This is a genomic window from Halosimplex yunnanense (assembly GCF_054504345.1).
The window spans coordinates 255,984-274,955 of the sequence record NZ_JBTJEL010000034.1 but is presented as its reverse complement, the minus strand read 5'-3'; the positions used below and the strand labels follow the sequence as shown (position 1 = coordinate 274,955).

Here is an 18,972-nt window from a genome sequence, read left to right as displayed (position 1 = left end):
TGCGTCGCGAGTCGAACACCGGACCGGGATCCGTGGGAGCGACTCGACAGCAGTCAGCCGGTGGCAGATGTCAGTCAGCGGCGGTCGATTCGGCCGGCGCGCCGGCCGTCGAGGCAGCCGTCGAGCAGGCGTGCAAGTGCTTCGGGCAGGTCGCTGTCACCTGTGGCAGACACGGCGGACGTGTCGACCGGGAGACTCTTCACCGCTCGGTCGAGACCGTTCCGGCACATGATCCGAGAGGGGTGTCTCGCAGCTCCGGGACCGATCCGGGAACCCTCGAACTGCACGCGGACGGGTGGCCGCCGCGATGTGATTGGACCGCGGTACAAGTAAAATCAAAAACATTTTTATGCAACCAGTGCGTTATATTTGAAATTGCCGAAACTAACAGGCAGACCGGCTATCGCTCCAGAATCTTGCATGTGCATCGCCACAATTAAGCCAGTCCGTTTCGAGGCGACGCACGGTGATGGGTGAAATGCTGAGTACAAAGGTAACCAGGCAGATCGCCGCGCGTGAGGGCGTCGATCCGTTACATCTGGACGAACCGCTCTACGACGTGGTAGACGTGGGTGCGCTGGAATCGATGATCGAGTCGGCGGATCGCCGAGACGGGGGAGCACTCGAAGTCACGTTTACGTACTATGGCTACGAGGTCGTCGTCAACGAGGCTGGCGAGGTCAGCGTTACGCCAACGACCGCGGCCGGCAGCCACGGCGACGAATCGGCCAATCGAACTGCAGCAGGGAAGTAACCGCGTCCGCGCTCCGGAGACGCGACGCTCCGGAGTCGAGGCCACCGCAGGTTGGGGGGACGACGACTGTTAGTCGGCGACGTCGACGCCGGTGATCTCGAAGCGGGCGCCGCCGGACGCACTCTCCGTGATCGTGACCGACCAGCCGTGGGCATCCGCGATCTGTTCGACGATCGAGAGCCCGAACCCCGCCCCGTCGACGCGAGTCGAGTAACCGCTCGCGAACACCTCCGTTCGTCGCTCCTCCGGGATCCCGGGCCCGTCGTCGGCGACGAAAAAGCCCGACTCGTCCTCGAGTGTGCCGATTCTGACGGTCACCGCCGGATCGGTCGCCGCCGGATCGGTCGCCGCTCCCTCGCGTTCCCCATCGATCCGAACGTCTTCTGCTCCCGACGCCCCGGCCGATCCGCTCGATCGGGCTGACCCGTTCGACGGATCGGGTCGCTGCTGCTCGGCGTCCGCGAGGCCGTGCTCCACGGCGTTGCCGATCAGGTTCTCGAGGAGCTGCTGGAGCCGTCGGCGGTCGGCGCGGACGCATCCGCTGCGCTCGACGACCAGTGAGGCATCGGGGCGGCCGACAGCCTCCCAGCAAGTCCGCGCGACCGGACCGAGGTCGACGGCTTCGAGGGCGAGGCCAGTCCCGCCCTCGCGGGCGAGCGTGAGGAGGTCGTCGATGAGCGAGCCCATGCGGTCGTGTGCGTGCCGGATCGCGGTCAGGTGGTCGCTGTCGACCTCCTCTGCGAGGAGGTCGGCGCGGCCGGTCGCGACCTGCAGCGGGTTGCGCAGGTCGTGGCTGACGATGCCCGCGAACTCGTCGAGGCGCTCGTTCTGGCGTTCGAGTTCGCGGCGGTGCTCGCGGGACTCCTGCTCGCGGGCCGCGCGGTCGAGCGCCGCCTCGACGGTGTTGGCGAGGATCCGCGCGAGCGAGACGTCGACCTCGTCGAAGCCCGCCCGCTCGGTCGCGCCGGCGACGAGAACGCCGTACTCACCCAGCGGGAGGATGATCTCGCTCCCGATGGGCGTCTCCGGGTTGTACCGGTCCGGTTCGGCGCCGAGGTCGTCGCAGACGGTGACCGCGCCGCTCCGGAACGCCTCCCACGTCAGGCTCTCGCCGCCGGTGTAGGTCGGGAGGTCGCCGATCAGTTCGGACGCCGCGTCGGTCGCCGCGACCGGACGCAGCGTCGTTCCGTCGTCGTCGACGAACCAGAGCCCGCTGACCTCCCTGTCGAGTACCGCCGCCGCCGTCTCGACGGCGTGCTCGGCGACGGTCACGCGGTCCGGCGCGCCCATGAATCGCTGGGTCGCCTCCGTGAGCGCGCTCAGCGCCGCCTCGCGACGCCTCCGCTCGGTGACGACCCGGGCGACCCCCACCACGCCGTCGAACTCGCCGTCGATCACCTGCCGCGCGAGACGGTAGTCCAGAACGGCCTCGCCGTGTTCGGGGAACGTCGTCTCGACTTCGCCCTGCAACTCCTCGCGGTCGCCGTCGACGAGTTCCTGGAACGGGTCCTCGCCCGGCGGGGCCCCAGCGCGGATCTCCGCGACGAGCGCGCTCCGGTGGCCTTCGAGGGCCTCGGGCGTCGTCCCGAAGAACTCTGCCAGGTAGTCGTTGACGATCTCGAAGCGGCCCTCGGCGTCGTAGATACAGGCCGCGTCGGGCATGGCGTCGACCATCGACCGGTAGCGCTCGAGCGTCTGCGCGCGCTCGCGGCGCTCGGTCACGTCGGTGATGAACCCCTCTATCCGCCCGGTGTCGTCCCCGACGGCCCGTCCCCGCTCCCACATCCAGCGGACCTCGCCGTCGGCCGTCCGGATCCGGTAGCGCACCTCGAACGGCTCGTCCGCGGCGATCGCAGACTGCACCGCCTCCCACAGCCGCTCGCGGTCCGCCGGGTGGAGGACGTCCTCGCCCCAGTCGACCGCGCCGCGCTCCAGCTCCGCCGCCGTGTAGCCGGTGAGCGTCTCGCACTCCCCGGCGACGAACTCCATCGGCCACCCTGGTTCGTTCCGACAGCGGTAGACGAGCCCCGGGAGGTTGCTGATCAGCGTCTCCAGCCGCCGGTTGCGCTCTTCGAGCGCCCGCCGCGACCGCGCGGCCGCGACGGCGTTGTCGATCCGGTTGGCCAGCAGCGCGTACTGGTCGGTGCCCGTCCCCTTCTGGAGGTAGTCCGTCACGCCCTCGGAAACCGCCTCGCTCGCGACCTCCTCGCTGCCCTTCCCCGTGTAGAGGATGAAGGGTAGATCCGGATCGCGCTCGCGGACGGTCGCGAGGAACTCGATGCCGGTCGGGCCGGGCATGTCGTAGTCGGAGACGACGCAGTCGACGCGCTCCTCGTCGAGCACGTCCAGCGCGTCGGCCGGGCCACTCGCCGTCAGCACGTCGAAGCGCTCGTCCTCGCGTTCGAGCGCCGCCGCGACCAGATCCCGGAGGTCTCGGTCGTCGTCGACGTGCAGAACCCGTATCGTCGGTGTGCCGCTCATGTCTCGTGGCCGGTCTACACCCTCTTTCGGGAGGGTGTACTTAAACGTATGAGTTTATTTCGACCGGGCTACACATAGATTAACGATATTTGCGGTGTACTCGCTCGACCGCCCGCCGGAGCGACGCCCCGTCCACAGCGGAGACGAGGTGGGAGTCGCAGTCGCAGTCCGACGCACCGAACGCCGGGACGCGCTCGCGGGCTTCCGCGTCGTCGCCGTCACCGCCGCTCTGCTCACCCGCCAGCGTGCGGCTCACCTCGCACTCGACGTCTTCGTCCGGCGTGCGACCGACCGCCTCGACGGTCACGTCCGGGTGGCCGAGCAGGTAGTCGACGTGCCAGTGGCGGGCGTCGCGCTCGCCGGCGCACAGTTCCCGGTGGCGTTCGACGCGGGTGAACCCGCCCGGGCCGAACGCGCTCCCGGTGTAGGCGTACCAGCCGGCGTCGAACTCGCGAGCGCCGAGCGCGCCCACCTCGATGGTCGCCGGTGCGCCCAGTTCGAGTACGAGCGTGTACGTCCCCTCCGCAGTCGACCCAGTCATCGACTCCGCGGTTCGGCGACCGCGGGCAAGTGCGTTCCGCTCCGCCCGCCCCGACCTTTCTTGTAGCCGGTGGTCGAACCACCGGACGTGTCGCGAAGTCCGACGTTGACGCTGGTGGGCGTGATCGTGGCCGTCTTCCTCCTCCAGCGCGCCGTCGCCCTGCTCCGGATCCCGCTCGCGTTCGCCCTCTCGGCGCCGGTCGGCCACCAGCCGTGGACGATCGTCACCAGCGTCTACGCCCACCTCAGCGTCGGCCACCTCGTCGCCAACGTCGTCGTCCTGCTGCTCGTCGGCCTCTATCTCGAACGCCAGACCTCGAACCTGCGCTTTCACGCCTTCTTCCTCGCCACCGGTGCGCTGGCGGGCCTGACCGAAGTGTGGGTCAGCGGCCTGGTCGGGCCCTCGGTAGGGGTCCTCGGCGCCAGCGGCGGTATCGCCGGACTCGTCGGCTACCTGCTGGCCGGCAACCGCATGAGCGATACCGTCCTCGACCGCACGCCGCTCAGCCCGCGCGCACAGCTTGCCATCTTCGTGGTCGTCGCGGGCGGGATCACCGTCGCGACCGCGGGCCGCGGCGTGGCGCTCGTTGCCCACTTCACCGGCCTGCTGATCGGTCTGCTGGGCGGGCGGGCACATCTGTTGCGGCCGTCGCGGTGAGCGCGAACGAGCGGACGAGTCCCGCGGAACCTTGCAGAAGAGTTAAATTGTCAGTGGACGGTTGATACGCTGTGAGTTACAACTCAGCGGCAGACCGTCGAGTCGCCCCGTCGACGTGGCTGGCACTGAACGACGTGACCCTCGAGATCGTGCTGTCGATCGCCCTCCTCGCCACGACGGTCTCGCTGACCCTCGCCGCCTCCGGGATGGAGGAACTGCTCGTCCCGGTCGCGCTGGCCGCGATGGCAGCCATAGTCGTCGGGTTCGCGCTCTCCCGGTCGTTCGACTCGCTCAGAGCCGACGGCCTGCCCGTCGTCGAGTAACGCGCCCCTCCGGCACTCGGAGTGTCCGCCGGCGCAGTCGGCGGCCGGCGCGAGCGAGCGGGGAATTCCCCGTCAGAACGGGTAGTTGAAGTACAGGTACGCGAGCGCGGCCAGCACGACGGCAGTCAGCGACGCCGCGACGACCGAATCGTTCACCGCGCCGACGACGATCGCCGGCACCAGAAAGACGAGCAGCCAGAGCGGATACGAGTCAGTCCGGACGTTCATTCGTGTCCAGTTGGATAACCGCGCCGAAAAATCTTCGCTGTTCCGCGCCGGACATCGTCCATCCCCCGTCGTTACCCGGCGTCAGATACGACGCGGTGGAGGACGCCGACGACGCCACCCACGACCAGCGCGAGCCCGAGGAGGAATATCGACCGGGAGAGCAGCCGCTCGACGAACCGCGGCAGGAAGGGCACCAGCGCCGTCACAATATGTGAGAGGTCCATAATCCACTGCCCGACCACGACGGCACCATAGAGCGCGAGGAGGTCGCGACTGAACGCGTATCTGAACGACTCGGCGGCGTTCGATAGCACGATCTGTTCGACTTTCAGACGGAGGATATGTTTTCTATTGGAACTATCGCCTCCATGTACCGGGCCGTTCGGGTCCAGAGAATCGCTGGGGGCGAACGAGCGCTCAGTACAACTGTTTCTCGCGCTCCTCGCGCTCCTGTTCGCGTTCCTGCTCCGCCTGTTGCTCGCGGCGGCGGGCGAGCCAGCCCTTGAATCCGGGAATGTACGTCTGCCGGCAGTCGCGGACGAACGCGTAGATGCCGTAGACCCAGAAGAAAAAGAGCAGGGTCCCCATCCCGAAGTACAGCAGCGCGCCGGTCGAGACCACGGTTAGCTCTCCTCCCGGGCGCCGGGGTGGCCGCCGCCCACCGTCCCCGAGTGGACGATGTCGTGACAGAGCGCGTCGCCGCTCGCGGTGTCGAAGACGTGGATCTTCCCGCGGTCGAGGACGACTTCCAGATCCTCGTCGGAGGCCAGGTCACTGTCGGGCTCGACGCTCATCAGGAGTTCGTCGGCGCCGTGGGCGCTGGCGGCGCCGGCGGTGCCGGTGTCGTCGCCGCTGGCGTCCTCGCCCTGCAGGACGAGGTAGACGAAGATCTGGTCGCCCATCGGTTCGAGCACGTCCGTCCGGGCGCGGATGGGGCGGGTCGGGTTGGCGAGCGCACCGGCTTTGCTGGCGGGGTAGACGTCTTCGGGGCGGACGCCGACGGTCACGTCGTCGCCCTCGGCGAGTTCGGCGACCTGCGCGGGGTCGAACTCGACGTCGAAGCCCGCGGTCGCGATCTCGCCGCCCTCGACGACGCCCTCGACGAAGTTCATGCTCGGCGAGCCGATGAACCCGGCGACGAACAGGTTGGCCGGTTCGTCGTAGCAGACCAGCGGCGGGGCGATCTGCTGGAGGTGCCCCTCGTTCATGACGGCGATGCGGTCGCTCATCGTCATCGCCTCGGCCTGGTCGTGGGTGACGTAGATGATCGTCGTCTCCAGTTCCTTGTGGAGCCGCTGGAGTTCCGTGCGCATGTGGACCCGGAGCTTGGCGTCGAGGTTCGCCAGCGGCTCGTCCATGAGGAACACGGCGGGCTCGCGGACGATGGCGCGGCCGATGGCGACGCGCTGGCGCTGGCCGCCGGAGAGCTCGTCGGGCATCCGGTCGACCAGCTCCTCGATCTGGAGGATCTCCGCGGCGCGCGCGACGCGGCGGTCGATCTCCTCGTCCGGGAAATCGCGCAGGCGGAGCCCGAAGCTCATGTTGTCGTGGACGTCCATGTGCGGGAACAGCGCGATGTTCTGGAACACCATCGCGATGTCCCGGTCTTTCGGCGGTTTCGTCGTCACGTCGTCGCCGGCGATAGTGATTTTCCCCTCGCTGGGGATCGTGAGGCCGGCGATGGTTTCGAGCGTGGTCGACTTCCCACACCCCGACGGGCCGACGAGCGTGACGAACTCGCCGTCCTGGATGTCGAGGTTCATGTCGTCCACGGCGGTGACGTCCGCGTAGCGTTTCGTGACGTGTTCGAGGATGACGTCTCCCATGAGTTACTCCTTGAGTGCGCCTGCGGTGAGTCCGCTGACGATGCGTTCCTGCGCGACGACGACGAGGATCACGACGGGGAGGACCCCGACGATGCTCGCCGCCGCCATCAGGTTGTAGAAGGCCTGGTACTGGCCCTGGTAGTTGACGACGCCCCAGACGATGGGCGCCCAGTTCTCCGCCTGCCCGTCGGTCATCAAAAAGGAGATGAAGAACTCGTTGTAGACGCCGATGAACGTCAGCACGCCCGCGGTCGCCACGCCCGGCGCCGACAGCGGGACGATCACCCGGAAGAGCGCGCCCAGCCGCGTCGCCCCCTCGACGCGCGCGGCGTCTTCCAGCCCGTCCGGGATCTGGCTGTAGAAGGTCGTCAGGATGAAGATCGAAAGCGGCAGGAACAGCGCGCTGAACGGCGCCACCATCGCGCCGGGCGTGTTGAACCAGTCCGGACTGGAGAGCGTCCCGACGACCGGCAGCGTCAGGAGTTCGATGTTCCCGGTGAAAAACTGGAACAGGGGGATGATAAAGGCCGCCGGCGGGAAGTACGAGATGGCCAGCAGGACGAGCAACAGCGGCGTCTTGCCGCGGAAGTCGAGGCGGCCGAACGCGTAGCCGGCCAGCGTCGCGACCAGCAGGACGATGGTCGTCGTCACCAGCGCGATGACGATGCTGTTGAACATGTAGACGTGGAACGGCAGCCGCTCGAACATCTCGACGAACGAGTAGGGGTTGAACCCGTTGGGCAGCAGGCCGAGGTCGCTGAACTCGCCCTGTGGCGTCAGCGCGAGCACGAGCAGCCAGTAGAAGGGAAACAGCGTCGTCACGAGGAAGAAGGCGGTGACGACGTAGAAGAGGAACTGGTAGGCGTCGCCGGGGTTCTCCATGGCGCCCCGCACCCGGCGCTGGAGCGGGCCGCCGTCGTCCTCGCCGTCGCCGTCCCGGTCCGCGGACGCGGAGGCCATCAGGTCCCCACCTCCAGGTCGGCGAACTTGACGATGTAGATCATCGCCACGGCGGCGACGATACCGGCAGTGATGAACGCGACGGCCGCCGAGGTGGCGTAGCGGCCCGAGCGGAACGTATCGACGACCATGCACGTCAGCGACGGCATCGTCGAACAGCCGCCGGTCGTCTCGATGATCCCGTAGACGCGCATCGACTGGATCGTCCGGAACAGCAGCGCGACCAGCAGCGCCGGCAGGACCAGCGGGAAGGTGATGTACCGGAACTGCTGGACCCGCGAGGCGCCGGCGACGCGGGCGACGTCGTAGAGGCTGCGGTCGACGCTCTGGAGGCCCGCGAGGATGAGCAGCGCCATGAACGCCGAGGTCTTCCAGACGTCGGCGACGATGACGATGATCATCGTGTCGACGCTGTTGATCAGCGGGTTCTGCGAGAAGATCCCGAGCCAGTCGCGCATGATCGTCGTCCCGAACCCGACCCCCGGCTGGAAGAACAGCCAGAAGATGAGCCCCTGGATGGCGATGGGCACCGCCCACGGGATGAGGATCGCGACGCGGACCCAGCGCCGGCCGCGGAAGCTCTGGTCGAGCACGAGCGCCTGTCCGAAGCCGATGATCGTCTCGAGCGTGACCGCGATGGCGACGTAGATGAGCGTCACCGTCAGCGCGCTCTGGAACGGCTGGGCGAAGTCGACGAAGGGGCTCCCGAGGACGGCGTTGCGCTGGCCGGTCAGCAGTTCGACGTAGTTCTCGAAGCCGACGAACTCGCCGACGTACTCGGCGCTGAACAGCGCGTCGGCCCGCAGCGACATCTCGAAGGTGCTCACCAGCGGCCACAGGGCCATCGTGGAGACGAGCAGCAGCGTCGGGACGAGGAGGACGTACGCGAACTGCTGTTCGGAGAGGCGCTCGGTCCAGTTGGCCGGGGCGACGGCTGCCGACCGCAGGCGGCTCCGTGAGTGCTCGTCGCTGGTCGCCATCTTAGACGCTCTGCTCGATCTCTTCGAGGCTCCCCGCGAGCGCGGACATCGCCTCGCCGGGGGCCTGCTGCTGGGCGATCACGGCGTTGACGCGGCTGGCGACCTGCGACGACTGGTCGGGCCAGACGACCGTGACCGGCCGCGGGATGGCGTTCTCGCCGGCGATCTGGAGCGTTTCCAGGTGGGGGCCCCACGGGTCGACGTCGCCGACGTTCGCGGGGTCGAACAGCCGCTGGTCGCCGGTCAGGTAGCCGAGTTCGCTGAACTGGAACGACCGGAAGCTCTCCTGCATCGTCGCCTCGATCACCTGCACGGCCGCGTCGACGTTCGTGGAGTTGGGGTTGACGGTGAGGTGCCACCCGCCCAGCGCCGAGGCGGTACCGCCGATGTTGTCGTACTCCGACTCGTCCTCGGTGACCGCGTAGGGGATCGGCATCGTCCCGAGGTCCTCGGGCGCGAGGTTGTCGGACTCTTCGAAGGCCGTCGCCGCCTCGAAGATGCCGCTGGGCCAGTACCGCAGCGCGACGGCGTTGCCGTTGGTGAACGGCTGTAGTGACGGCCCCTCGGTCCACTCCAGGACGGCGTTGGGCGAGATCTGCTGGTAGCCGTCGAGGGCCTCCCCGTCGCTGGAGCCGTGGATGAGCGTCCGGATCATCCGCAGCGCCTGCAACACGGGTTCTTCCTCGACGGTGATCGGTCGCTCGCCGACGGGGCCGAAGAGGTTCTCGCGGCCGCCGAAGTACGCGCCGCCCCAGGTGGTCATGAACTCGTTGAACGTACAGCAGGAGAGGCCGACGTAGTCGGTCCCCTGCCAGTTGAAGCCGTACTCGACGTCCGCGTTCTCGTAGGTCTGGGAGATGACCTCCGAGAAGCGCTGCCAGGTCATCGGCTCGGTCGCCCAGTTGTTCCCCTCGGGGTCGAAACCCGCGTCGGTCACCAGATCCTTGCGGTACTGGATCGTCGGGAACCCGACCTGCCACGGGACGCCGTAGAGGTTGCTCCCGAGATCGCCCCCGGACCCCGTGGCGGTGCCGCCGTCTCCGCCACCGACCGCGTTCTCCGGTGCGCGTGCGGACTGGATCGGCGCGTCGAAGTAGTTCTCCTCGATCATCGAGAGCGCGTCGTCCGAGAGGTGTTCGCCGAGATTGACCAGCTGGTCGCGCACGATGAAGGGGATCGTCCACCCGCTGTCCATCCGGAAGATGTCGGGCGTCTCCCGGCCGGCGTTGAGCCAGCTGCGGTACTGCGACTGGACGTCGCCCGAGATCTCCGAGGTCGAGAGGAAGCTGACCTCGATGTCCTGCGAGAGCCCCGCGTCGTACAGCGCCTCGCGGGTGTCCTCGGCCCGGTCGGTGACGTTCGACGGCATCGCCATCTCGACGGTCGCTCCGCCACCGCCGTCACCGCCTCCACCGGGCGTCCCGCCTCCGCCGTCTCCGGTCCCGTCACCGTCGCCGCCTCCGTCACCGTCACCGCCTCCGCCGTCCGCCGTCCCCTCGCCGTCACCGCCTCCCGGACAGCCAGCCAGCCCGACCGCCCCGGCGACGCCGACCGTCTTCACGAACCGTCGGCGCGATCTCGACGACGCGCTCTGTTCCCCGTTCGACGACGCGGATTCGTCCGGCATATTCCGGATGATCCGGCCTTGCAGACTAAGGTATAGTCCGGCATCCGTTGACATTCCCGGAATAACGTCGGATTACCGCCCCCAGCGCGCCGAAACCGTCGCGGGTGCTTTGATGACGGCCGCCCGACACCAAGCATGGAACTCGTCGGTCACCGCGGTTGCGCCGATCACGGCCCCGAGAACACACCCCGAGCGGTCGCGGCCGCCGCCGAGCGCCTCCCGGCCGTCGAGATCGACCTCAGGCGGTGTGCCTCGGGCGAACTCGTCGCCGCCCACGACGAGCGCGTCGACGACTTCACCGACGGGAGCGGCCGCGTCGCCGACCTCGATCTGGCGACGCTCCGTGACCTGCGCGTCGAAGGGTCCGACGAGCGGGTCGCCACTTTCGGCGAGATCCTCGACGCCGTCCTCGACGAGACGACGCTGCACGTCGAACTCAAGGAACCGGGTCTCTGGGCGGACGTGCGAAGCGAACTGGCCGACCGCGACGGTCGGCCGGCCGTTCGCCTCACCAGCTTCTCGGCGCCGGCGCTGGCCGAGATCACTCGCTCGGACTGGGATCCGGAGACGGGGCTGTTGTTCGGCGAGCATTCGGACGCGAACCTCGATCTGGCGTCGGTGCTGGAGTGCGACAACGTCCACCCGCACGCGCGACAGTGCCTCGACGGGGACGTCGTCGAGAGGGCGCACGACGCCGGGTTCGGCGTTTACGCCTGGGGGCTGCTGGACGCGGCCGGCGAGCGAGCGAACAGGGCCGCGACCGCCGGCGCGCTGGCCGAGCGCGGCGTCGACGGCGTTACCTCCGACACGTGGGAGCTGTCGGTGCCGTAATCGCCACTTACGCACAGTAGCACCGTCTTACGCGTCGAAACCGCCGACACCCTCAAACGGTCACCCGCCGAACTGTCACGTATGCGACCATCTCGCCCGAGGATCCGCCGACCCGACCACACCGGCGCCGACCGGTGCTGGCCGTGTACGGCGGCCAACCTCTGCCTGCTCGCGCTCGGCTGTCTCGCGCTCGCACCCGTCTCGCTCCCCGCGAGCGCGCTGCTGGCGGTCGCGGGGACCGCGGCCGTCTGGCTCCGCGGATACGTGGTCCCTTACACGCCGCGGTTCGCGCCTCGACTGGTCGCCCGACTGCCGTGGGACCCGTTCTCCGCCGCTGCCGGCCACCCGCCGCGAGCGCGGGCCGCGCCCGCCGGTCCGTCGTCGGGGAGTGACCGGGCTACGTCCGGATCCGACCGAACGGGGTCCGGAAGCAGTCAGCAGGCATCCAGCGAGGGTGAATCGACGCCCGACGAGCGCGATGACGGTTCCGGCCGCGCGCCGGCGACGCTGGCCGACGCGACGGTCGCCGACGGGGAGGCGGTCCTCGGGGACCTCATCGAGGCAGGCATCGCAGACGCCGACGGTGACGACGTGCGACTCGCAGCGACGTTCGAGGAACGCTGGCAAACGGAGATCGGGCGGCTCCGCGACCGGTCGCCCGACGGGCTCGCGGCCGCAACGCTGGCGGCGGCGCCCGCCGCGGAGGCCGCCGAGTCGGTGACAGACCGCGACCGCACCTACGTCGTCCTCTCGGACGGCACCGGTCAACCGTCGGGCGAGGTGTGGCTTCGGCGGCCGGTCGCGGTCGCCGAGACGGCCGCCGCGCGGGCGCTGGCCGAGTCGGCGGACCTCGACCCCGGGCCGCGTGCGGTCGCCGCCCACGGCCTCGCGATCTTCCTCGACGACTGTCCCGTCTGCGAAACCCCGCTCGCCGAGGGGAAGGCCGGCGGCTGCTGCGGCCCGCCGCGCACCGACGCCGAGGGCCACCCGCTCCGCGCGCTCGTCTGCAGGGAGTGCCGGACGCAGTTCGCCGCCTTCGAGTGAGGGCATTGGGTACGTGCGGGTATGACGCGCTACCTGCTCGCGACGGCGTCGGTCCACACGACCGCCGCGGCCGCCGACTACCTCGGCGACCGCCTCGGCGCCGACGACGAGGTACTCGTGGTGACCGTCGCCGAGCCCGATCTGGACGACCGGGACGCCGGCGACGCCGCGAACGTCGCCCGAACCCGGCTGCTACCGGCGACCGTCGAGGTGCTCGAACGGGAAGGCGACCCCGCCGAAGAGATCCGCGCCGTCCTCGCCGAGCGCGGCGCAGACGTAGTCGTCGTCGGCCCGCGCCGCGGTGACCCGGACGCCGCAGAAGCTCAAGAACGGGACCGCGACGTGCCGGGATCGACCGTCCGTGCGTTGCTCGGCGACGTGGACGTCCCCGTGGTCGTCGTGCCACTGGCGGAACTGTGACCCTACCTGTGGTCGTCGATCCAGCGACACCACGCCTCGAAGTCTTCGGCACCGCACTGGTCGGCGATAGAACGAAGCGTCCCGATCCGGATCTCCGTGTGCATCGGGACGTCGACGTTCCTGACCTCCCCGGTGTCGGTGTTCTCGTATCGGAGCCGAACGTGGCTACCGGACCGCGAGACCGGACGGTACCCGAAATCGGTCAGCACTGAGATGATCTCCCGGCCCGAAAACGTCGTCCGCACCATCGGGATTAGCGGAGAAACTCGGGGAGCGGTTCGTCGCCGTCGCGCTCGTCGGGTTCGACGTCCAGTTCCTCCCGCAGGAACTCGTCCGGGTTCTCGATCGGCTCGCCGCCGCCCTCGTGGAGTTCCAAGACCTCCGCAAGTTGCGCAAGTGCTTCGGCGCGGCTGTCGCCGCCACGTGCGAGGCCGGTCTCCAGATCCCGAGCAGTGATCGTCCCGTCGTCTTCCCGGACGAACTCGATACCGTCGGGACCGTCACCCTCGGAGTCATCTGTCGCACTCGCCATGTGGCGACGTTACGCGGTCTCGGCGATAAACCTTCGCCCACAGACCGATTCGGGCGTCACTCGAATAGTCGTCTCCAAGAGCTACAACCGTTCGAGGACGGCGTCGGCGTCGTAGTTGAGCGTTAGTTCGCGGGAGCGACCGCGGCCTTCCACGTCGGCGTAGCGCGCGTCGATGATCCCCAGCTGGTCGAGCTTGTTCGTCACCTCGGAGTAGCGGGTGTAGCCCAGCCCGGTCTCGTCGTTGAACACGTCGTAGATGTCGCCCGCGCGCTTGCCGTCGTGCTCGGCGATCACTTCGAGGAGCGCGCTCTCGGAGTCCGACAGCTCCTGCAGGCGCCGCGAGAGGTGGACGTACTTCGACTTGTCGTAGGCCTTCTCGACGTCCTCCATCTCGATCTCGCGGCTGGCGCGCATCTCGGCGTTCAGCCCCGCGCGGCGCATCAGGTCGATTCCGACCCGGAGGTCACCGCCCTGTTCCTCCGTGCATTCGGCGACGCGGTCGAGGACGGGCGCGGACATGACCCCCTCGTGAAAGCCGCGGTCGACCCGCTCTTTGAGGATGTCGACGATCTCCGGCTGGTCGTACTTCGGGAAGTAGACGTCCTCCGGCCGGAAGACGCTCTGGACGCGCGTGTCGAGTTCGTCGATGACGTCCAGGTCGAGGTCCGAGGAGATGCAGAGGACGCCGATCTTGGCGCCGCCCTGCTCCTCGTGGGCGCGCAGCAGCGAGTAGAGCGTGTCCGAGGCCTCGTCCTCGTAGAAGAGGTAGTTCACGTCGTCGAGCGCGACCGCGAGCACGCGGTCGTCGGCGACGAGCTGGTCGGTGATCTGCGAGAACAGCTTCTTGAACGAGATGCCCGACGAGGGCGGTTCGTAGTCGAAGACGCCTTCAAATAGCCGCGAGAACACCGAGTAGCGCGTCGAGTTGACCTGACAGTTCACGCGGACGGTCTTCACGTCGGTCTGGGCCTGTAGCTCGCCGAACAGCTTCTGGACGGCGGTGGTCTTGCCGGTGCCGGGCGGCCCGCGCGCGACGACGTTCAGCGGTCGCGAACCCCGGACGGCGGGGCGGAGCGCGTACTTCAGCGTCTCCATCTGCGTGTCGCGGTGGAGAAACGTCTCCGGCAGGTAGTCGATCTCGAAGACGTGTTCGTCGCGGAACACCGATTCGTCCCACGACAGCATCCCCTCCTCGGGGTCCTCCGTCATTACTTTCACCACGCTCCGCGCACCACTTAACCGTTTGCCAGTCGCGGCGAAAGTGAAACGAGAGCGGTAGTTCCCGGTCCATTTCAGGTCCCGATGCCGTGAAATCTGACTCGCGTCCCGCGGACTGGATCGCGGCAGGCCCGACCCAGCGAGTCCGTTCACACCGCGAAGCGAAAGTGAAGCGTCGGATCGCCCTCCGTCGGATATCCGAGCAGTCGGGCTCCCGGTTGAGTGAAGTCGCCGCGGGGTGACAGCGAGCAGTATCGAACGATGCAGGCGACCGAAGCGACGCTGTGTCACCCCGTCGTCGACGGCGAGATGCTGTTCATCCGGAAACAGCGCGGGCTGGGCGCGGGCAAACTGGTCGGCGCCGGCGGGAAGGTCGAGGCCGGCGAGACGCCGCGCGAGGCGGCTCGCCGGGAAGTCCGCGAGGAACTGTGCGTCGACCCCGTCGGACTCGAGCGGCGCGGTGCGTTCGACTTCCACTTCCGCGACGGAACGATCGACGACGACTCGATGCACGTCCACGTATTCGCGGCCGACGGCGTCGACGGCGAGCCCGAGGCGACCGCGGAGGCCGTCCCGGAGTACCACCCCGTCGGCGAGTTGCCCTACGACGAGATGTGGGTCGACGACCGCGTGTGGCTGCCCCACCTCGTCGCCGGCGAGACCTTCCGCGGTGAGTTCGTGCTGAGCGACGACGGCGAGTCGCTGGTACGCTACGAGATGGAGATCGGCGTTGAGTTCGAGGGGCGACCGGACTGAACGGTGGTGGCGCGCGCTGTCGCGCGCTTTCATGCGCGCGACGGAGCCGTGCGAGGGATGAGCATCGCAGGCCGCAGGCCGAGAAGCGCAATCGGCTGGGGAGGTCGTGGCTGTCTGCGGTGCTGTGCGGCGCGGTCCTGGCGGACTGAAAGGGCGAGGCGGGCTCGCGTCCACTTTAGTCGCCTGAGCGGGCCACTATCCGCGCGGGCTGTGCGGAGAGCGCGGATATCCCGCCTCAGCGACTGCGAGCGCGCCGAGGGCTTTCATCGCCTGTTGTTCGCTACGGTACAGTCTCCAGGTAGCGAGCGCGCCGAGGGCTTTCAACGCTCAGCAATCCCTGCGGTCGCGCCTACTCTTAGCGAGTGAGTCGAATGGACCTGGCAGCTCACATACCCGACCAAATCAACCCCAGCGACTCACGGCCACGTAATCGAAGTTTCCAAGAGCGTCGGGCGGGTCCGTGGAGGTATGAGCACGGACGACGCCGACGGAGACGGGGAACCCGCGGCCCGCACCGAGCGGTTCGCGGACGTCCCCGACCAGTACGACCCCGACGCGGTCGAGGACCGCGTCTTCGACTACTGGGACGCCGTCGACGCCTACGAGCAGACGGTCGAGCACCGATCCGACGGCGAGGACTTCTTCTTCGTCGACGGCCCGCCGTACACCTCCGGCGCGGCCCACATGGGGACGACGTGGAACAAGACGCTGAAGGACTGCTACATCCGCTATCTCCGGATGCAGGGCTACGACGTGACCGACCGGCCGGGCTACGACATGCACGGCCTGCCCATCGAGACCCGCGTCGAGGAGCGGTTGGACTTCGAGAACAAGAAGGACATCGAGGAGTTCGGCGAGCAGAACTTCATCGACGAGTGCAAGGCCTACGCGAACGAGCAACTGGAGGGCCTCCAGAACGACTTCAAGTCCTTCGGCGTCTGGATGGACTGGGACGACCCCTACCGGACAGTCACGCCGGAGTACATGGAAGCGGCGTGGTGGGGCTTCGAGAAGGCCCACCAGCGCGGCCTCGTCGAGCAGGGCCAGCGCTCCATCTCCCAGTGCCCCCGCTGTGAGACCGCCATCGCCAACAACGAAGTCGAGTACGAGGACGTCGAGGACCCGTCGGTCTACGTGAAGTTCGACCTCGACGACCGCGAGGGGAGTCTCGTCATCTGGACGACGACGCCGTGGACCATCCCCGCCAACACGTTCGTCGCCGTCGACGGCGATGGCGAGTACGTCGGCGTCGATGCAACGAAGGACGGCGAGACCGAGCGGCTGTACGTCGCCGACGCGAAGGTCGACAGCGTCCTCTCGACGGGGCGCTACGACGACTACGAGGTCGTCGAGGAACTGACCGGCGAGGACCTGGTCGGCTGGAGCTACGAACACCCGCTCCGCGAGGAGGTCCCCGACGCCACCAGCGGCGAGGGCGCGCTGCAGGTCTATACCGGCGAGTACGTCGACACCGAGGGCGACGGTACCGGCCTCGTCCACTCCGCGCCGGGGCACGGTGAGGAGGACTTCGAGCGCGGGACCGAACTCGGGCTGGACATCTTCTGTCCCGTCGGCGCCGACGGCGTCTACGACGACAGTGCAGGCGACTACGCCGGCGAGTTCGTCAAGGACGCCGACGACGACATCATCGCGGATCTGGAGGCCAACGGCGCGCTGCTCGCTGAGGAGACGACCTCTCACAGCTACGGCCACTGCTGGCGCTGTGACACGGGCATCATCCAGATCGTCACCGACCAGTGGTTCATCACGGTCACCGACATCAAAGACGAACTCCTCGACAACATCGAGGACTCCGAGTGGTACCCCCAGTGGGCGCGCGACAACCGCTTCCGCGACTTCGTCGAGGACGCGCCCGACTGGAACGTCTCCCGCCAGCGCTACTGGGGCATCCCGATCCCGATCTGGATCCCCAGCGCGGACTCGTCCGCGGACGAAGGCGGTGAAACCGCCGGAGGCTGGGACGGGAGCATGGAGCAGGCCATCGTGATCGGCGACCGCGAGGAACTCGCCGAGCGCGTGGATCAGGACGTCGACCCCGACGAGGTGGACCTCCACAAGGACACCGTCGACGACCTGACGATCACCGAGGACGGGACGACCTACGAGCGCGTCCCGGACGTCTTCGACGTCTGGCTGGACTCCTCGGTGGCGACGTGGGGCACGCTGAACTACCCCGAGGACGACAGCCGCTTCGACGATCTGTGGCCCGCGGACCTCATCATGGAGGCCCACGACCAGACCCGCGGGTGGTTCTGGTCGCAGCTCGGCATGTCCACCGCCGCGACCGGCGAGATCCCCTACAAGCAGGTCCTCATGCACGGCTACGCCAACATGCCGGACGGCCGCGGCATGTCCAAGTCCAAGGGCATCTTCGTGGACCCCCACGAGGTCATCGACGAGTACGGCGTCGATCCGATGCGCCTCTTCTTGCTCTCGGTGACCGCTCAGGGCGAGGACATGAACTTCTCGTGGGACGAGACCCAGGAGATGCAGCGCCGGCTGAACATCCTCTGGAACGTCGCGCGCTTCCCGCTCCCGTACATGCGCGCCGACGACTTCGACCCCGATTCGGTCGCCCTCGACGACGTGGCCGACGACCTCGAACTCGTCGACGAGTGGGTACTCTCCCGGCTCCAGACCGTCGAAGCGGAGATGACCGACGCGATGGAGGACTTCGAGAACGACCGCGCCGTGAACGCACTGCTCGACTTCGTCGTCGAGGACGTCTCGCGGTTCTACGTGCAGGTCGTCCGCGAGCGCATGTGGGACGAGTCCGACTCCCCGAGCAAGCGCGCCGCCTACGCGACGCTGTACACCGTCCTCGAAGCGGTCGCCGCGCTGTTCGCGCCGTTCGCCCCGTTCGTCGCCGAGGAAGTCTACGGTTCGCTGACCGGCGACGCCGGCCACCCGACGGTCCACATGTGCGACTGGCCCGAGCCCGACGACCAGTGGCGCGACGCCGACCTCGAACGGGACATCGAGGTCGTCCGCGCCGTCGAGGAAGCGGGGTCGAACGCCCGCCAGCAGGCCGAGCGCAAGCTCCGCTGGCCCGTCCAGCGCGTCGTCGTCGACGTCGACGACGCGGGCGAGGCCGACGCCGCCGCCATCGCTGACACGGTCGAGCGTCGCGCCGACTTGCTCGCCGACCGGCTCAACGCCCGCGACGTCGAGGTCGTCGGTCCCGACGGCGAGTGGGGCGAACTCGCCTACTCCGCCGAGGCCGACATGAGCCTGCTCGGCCCCGAGTTCGGCGACGACGCCGGTCGCGTCATGGGTGCGCTCAACGACGCCCGCGTCACCGAGGCCTCCGTCGAGGCGCTCGAATCGGCCGTCGCCGACGCGCTCGGCGAGTCGGTCGACCTCGACGCGGAGATGGTCGAGTTCGTCCGCCACACGCCCGACGGCGTCGCCGGCGCCGAGTTCGAGGCCCTCGACAGCGAGGGCGTCGTCTACGTCGACACCACCCTCACCGAGGACATCGAGAGCGAGGGCTACGCCCGCGAGGTCGTCCGCCGCGTCCAGGAGATGCGCAAGGAACTCGACCTCGATATGGAGGAGTCCATCCGCCTCGAATACGAGGTCCGCGACGGCCGCGTCGCCGACCTCGTCGCCGAACACGAGGCCCTCATCGCCGACGAGGTGCGCGCGACCGAGGTCGGTGACGTGGCCGACGGCCACCGCAAGACCTGGGACGTCGAAGACGTCGAGGTCGAGATCGCCATCGCGTCCATCGCCGCCGCCGAAGCGTCGGACTGAGGGGGACGGCGGACCAC

20 protein-coding genes are annotated in these 18,972 nt (G+C 68.4%); 8 read left to right on the top strand and 12 right to left on the bottom strand.

Annotated features, from left to right (window positions below):
* The first annotated feature begins 478 nt into the window (after positions 1–478).
* Positions 479–754, top strand: coding sequence for a HalOD1 output domain-containing protein (locus tag AB2U09_RS12735; protein WP_459193100.1), 276 nt, complete (start codon positions 479–481; stop codon positions 752–754).
* Between the two features lie 69 nt (positions 755–823).
* Here AB2U09_RS12735 and AB2U09_RS12730 read toward each other — a convergent pair whose 3' ends face one another.
* Positions 824–3,235: a sensor histidine kinase gene (locus AB2U09_RS12730; protein WP_459193099.1), complete on the bottom strand. Its 2,412-nt coding sequence runs from the start codon at positions 3,233–3,235 to the stop codon at positions 824–826.
* A 79-nt stretch (positions 3,236–3,314) separates the two neighbouring features.
* Entirely contained in the window at positions 3,315–3,776 is a 462-nt protein-coding gene (locus AB2U09_RS12725; RefSeq protein WP_459193098.1) for a GIY-YIG nuclease family protein, read from the bottom strand.
* Between the two features lie 87 nt (positions 3,777–3,863).
* Here AB2U09_RS12725 and AB2U09_RS12720 point away from each other — a divergent pair, with 87 nt between their 5' ends.
* A complete protein-coding gene (locus AB2U09_RS12720; RefSeq protein WP_459193097.1) occupies positions 3,864–4,433 on the top strand; it encodes a rhomboid family intramembrane serine protease in 570 nt (189 codons plus the stop codon).
* Between the two features lie 71 nt (positions 4,434–4,504).
* Positions 4,505–4,756, top strand: a complete 252-nt coding sequence (locus AB2U09_RS12715) for a hypothetical protein (RefSeq protein ID WP_459193096.1) — start codon at positions 4,505–4,507, stop codon at positions 4,754–4,756.
* 72 nt (positions 4,757–4,828) lie between these two features.
* Here the strand turns inward: AB2U09_RS12715 and AB2U09_RS12710 are convergent, their stop codons facing one another.
* The 7 genes from AB2U09_RS12710 to AB2U09_RS12680 all read right to left on the bottom strand — a co-directional run bounded on the left by AB2U09_RS12710 (position 4,829) and on the right by AB2U09_RS12680 (position 10,377).
* On the bottom strand, positions 4,829–4,984 hold the full coding sequence (locus tag AB2U09_RS12710) for a hypothetical protein (RefSeq protein ID WP_459193095.1): 156 nt from the start codon (positions 4,982–4,984) through the stop codon (positions 4,829–4,831).
* Positions 4,985–5,055: 71 nt separating this feature from the next.
* Complete coding sequence (locus AB2U09_RS12705) at positions 5,056–5,298, bottom strand: hypothetical protein (RefSeq protein ID WP_459193094.1); 243 nt, start codon at positions 5,296–5,298, stop codon at positions 5,056–5,058.
* A 103-nt stretch (positions 5,299–5,401) separates the two neighbouring features.
* Positions 5,402–5,605, bottom strand: a complete 204-nt coding sequence (locus AB2U09_RS12700; RefSeq protein ID WP_459193093.1) for a DUF8005 family protein — start codon at positions 5,603–5,605, stop codon at positions 5,402–5,404.
* A gap of 2 nt (positions 5,606–5,607) precedes the next feature.
* Positions 5,608–6,810, bottom strand: a complete 1,203-nt coding sequence (locus AB2U09_RS12695) for an ABC transporter ATP-binding protein (protein ID WP_459193092.1) — start codon at positions 6,808–6,810, stop codon at positions 5,608–5,610.
* 3 nt (positions 6,811–6,813) lie between these two features.
* A complete protein-coding gene (locus AB2U09_RS12690) occupies positions 6,814–7,770 on the bottom strand; it encodes a carbohydrate ABC transporter permease (protein ID WP_459193091.1) in 957 nt (318 codons plus the stop codon).
* Positions 7,770–8,750, bottom strand: a complete 981-nt coding sequence (locus tag AB2U09_RS12685; RefSeq protein ID WP_459193090.1) for a carbohydrate ABC transporter permease — start codon at positions 8,748–8,750, stop codon at positions 7,770–7,772. The genes AB2U09_RS12690 and AB2U09_RS12685 overlap by 1 nt, the downstream gene beginning before the upstream one ends.
* Position 8,751: 1 nt before the next feature.
* Positions 8,752–10,377, bottom strand: a complete 1,626-nt coding sequence (locus AB2U09_RS12680) for an extracellular solute-binding protein (RefSeq protein WP_459193089.1) — start codon at positions 10,375–10,377, stop codon at positions 8,752–8,754.
* A 135-nt stretch (positions 10,378–10,512) separates the two neighbouring features.
* On the opposite strand from AB2U09_RS12680, the gene AB2U09_RS12675 reads away from it, so the two are divergent.
* From AB2U09_RS12675 to AB2U09_RS12665, 3 genes are all read left to right on the top strand, one after another.
* A complete protein-coding gene (locus tag AB2U09_RS12675; protein WP_459193088.1) occupies positions 10,513–11,208 on the top strand; it encodes a glycerophosphodiester phosphodiesterase in 696 nt (231 codons plus the stop codon).
* A gap of 81 nt (positions 11,209–11,289) precedes the next feature.
* The gene (locus AB2U09_RS12670) at positions 11,290–12,252 is read left to right on the top strand and encodes a DUF8054 domain-containing protein (RefSeq protein WP_459193087.1); all 963 of its coding nucleotides are present in this window, start codon (positions 11,290–11,292) and stop codon (positions 12,250–12,252) included.
* Between the two features lie 21 nt (positions 12,253–12,273).
* Complete coding sequence (locus tag AB2U09_RS12665; RefSeq protein WP_459193086.1) at positions 12,274–12,672, top strand: universal stress protein; 399 nt, start codon at positions 12,274–12,276, stop codon at positions 12,670–12,672.
* A 2-nt stretch (positions 12,673–12,674) separates the two neighbouring features.
* Here AB2U09_RS12665 and AB2U09_RS12660 read toward each other — a convergent pair whose 3' ends face one another.
* The 3 genes from AB2U09_RS12660 to AB2U09_RS12650 form a co-directional block, all read right to left on the bottom strand.
* Complete coding sequence (locus AB2U09_RS12660) at positions 12,675–12,920, bottom strand: type II toxin-antitoxin system HicA family toxin (protein ID WP_459193085.1); 246 nt, start codon at positions 12,918–12,920, stop codon at positions 12,675–12,677.
* Positions 12,921–12,925: 5 nt separating this feature from the next.
* Entirely contained in the window at positions 12,926–13,204 is a 279-nt protein-coding gene (locus AB2U09_RS12655) for a type II toxin-antitoxin system HicB family antitoxin (RefSeq protein WP_459193084.1), read from the bottom strand.
* Positions 13,205–13,285: 81 nt separating this feature from the next.
* Positions 13,286–14,413 carry an ORC1-type DNA replication protein gene (locus AB2U09_RS12650; RefSeq protein WP_459193083.1) on the bottom strand — a complete coding sequence of 376 codons (1,128 nt, stop codon included), beginning with the start codon at positions 14,411–14,413 and terminating at the stop codon, positions 13,286–13,288.
* 231 nt (positions 14,414–14,644) lie between these two features.
* On the opposite strand from AB2U09_RS12650, the gene AB2U09_RS12645 reads away from it, so the two are divergent.
* Positions 14,645–15,178 (top strand): 8-oxo-dGTP diphosphatase, encoded by a 534-nt coding sequence (locus tag AB2U09_RS12645; RefSeq protein ID WP_459193082.1) that lies wholly within the window; start codon positions 14,645–14,647, stop codon positions 15,176–15,178.
* Between the two features lie 468 nt (positions 15,179–15,646).
* Entirely contained in the window at positions 15,647–18,955 is a 3,309-nt protein-coding gene (ileS, locus tag AB2U09_RS12640) for an isoleucine--tRNA ligase (RefSeq protein WP_459193081.1), read from the top strand.
* The last annotated feature ends 17 nt before the right edge of the window (positions 18,956–18,972 follow it).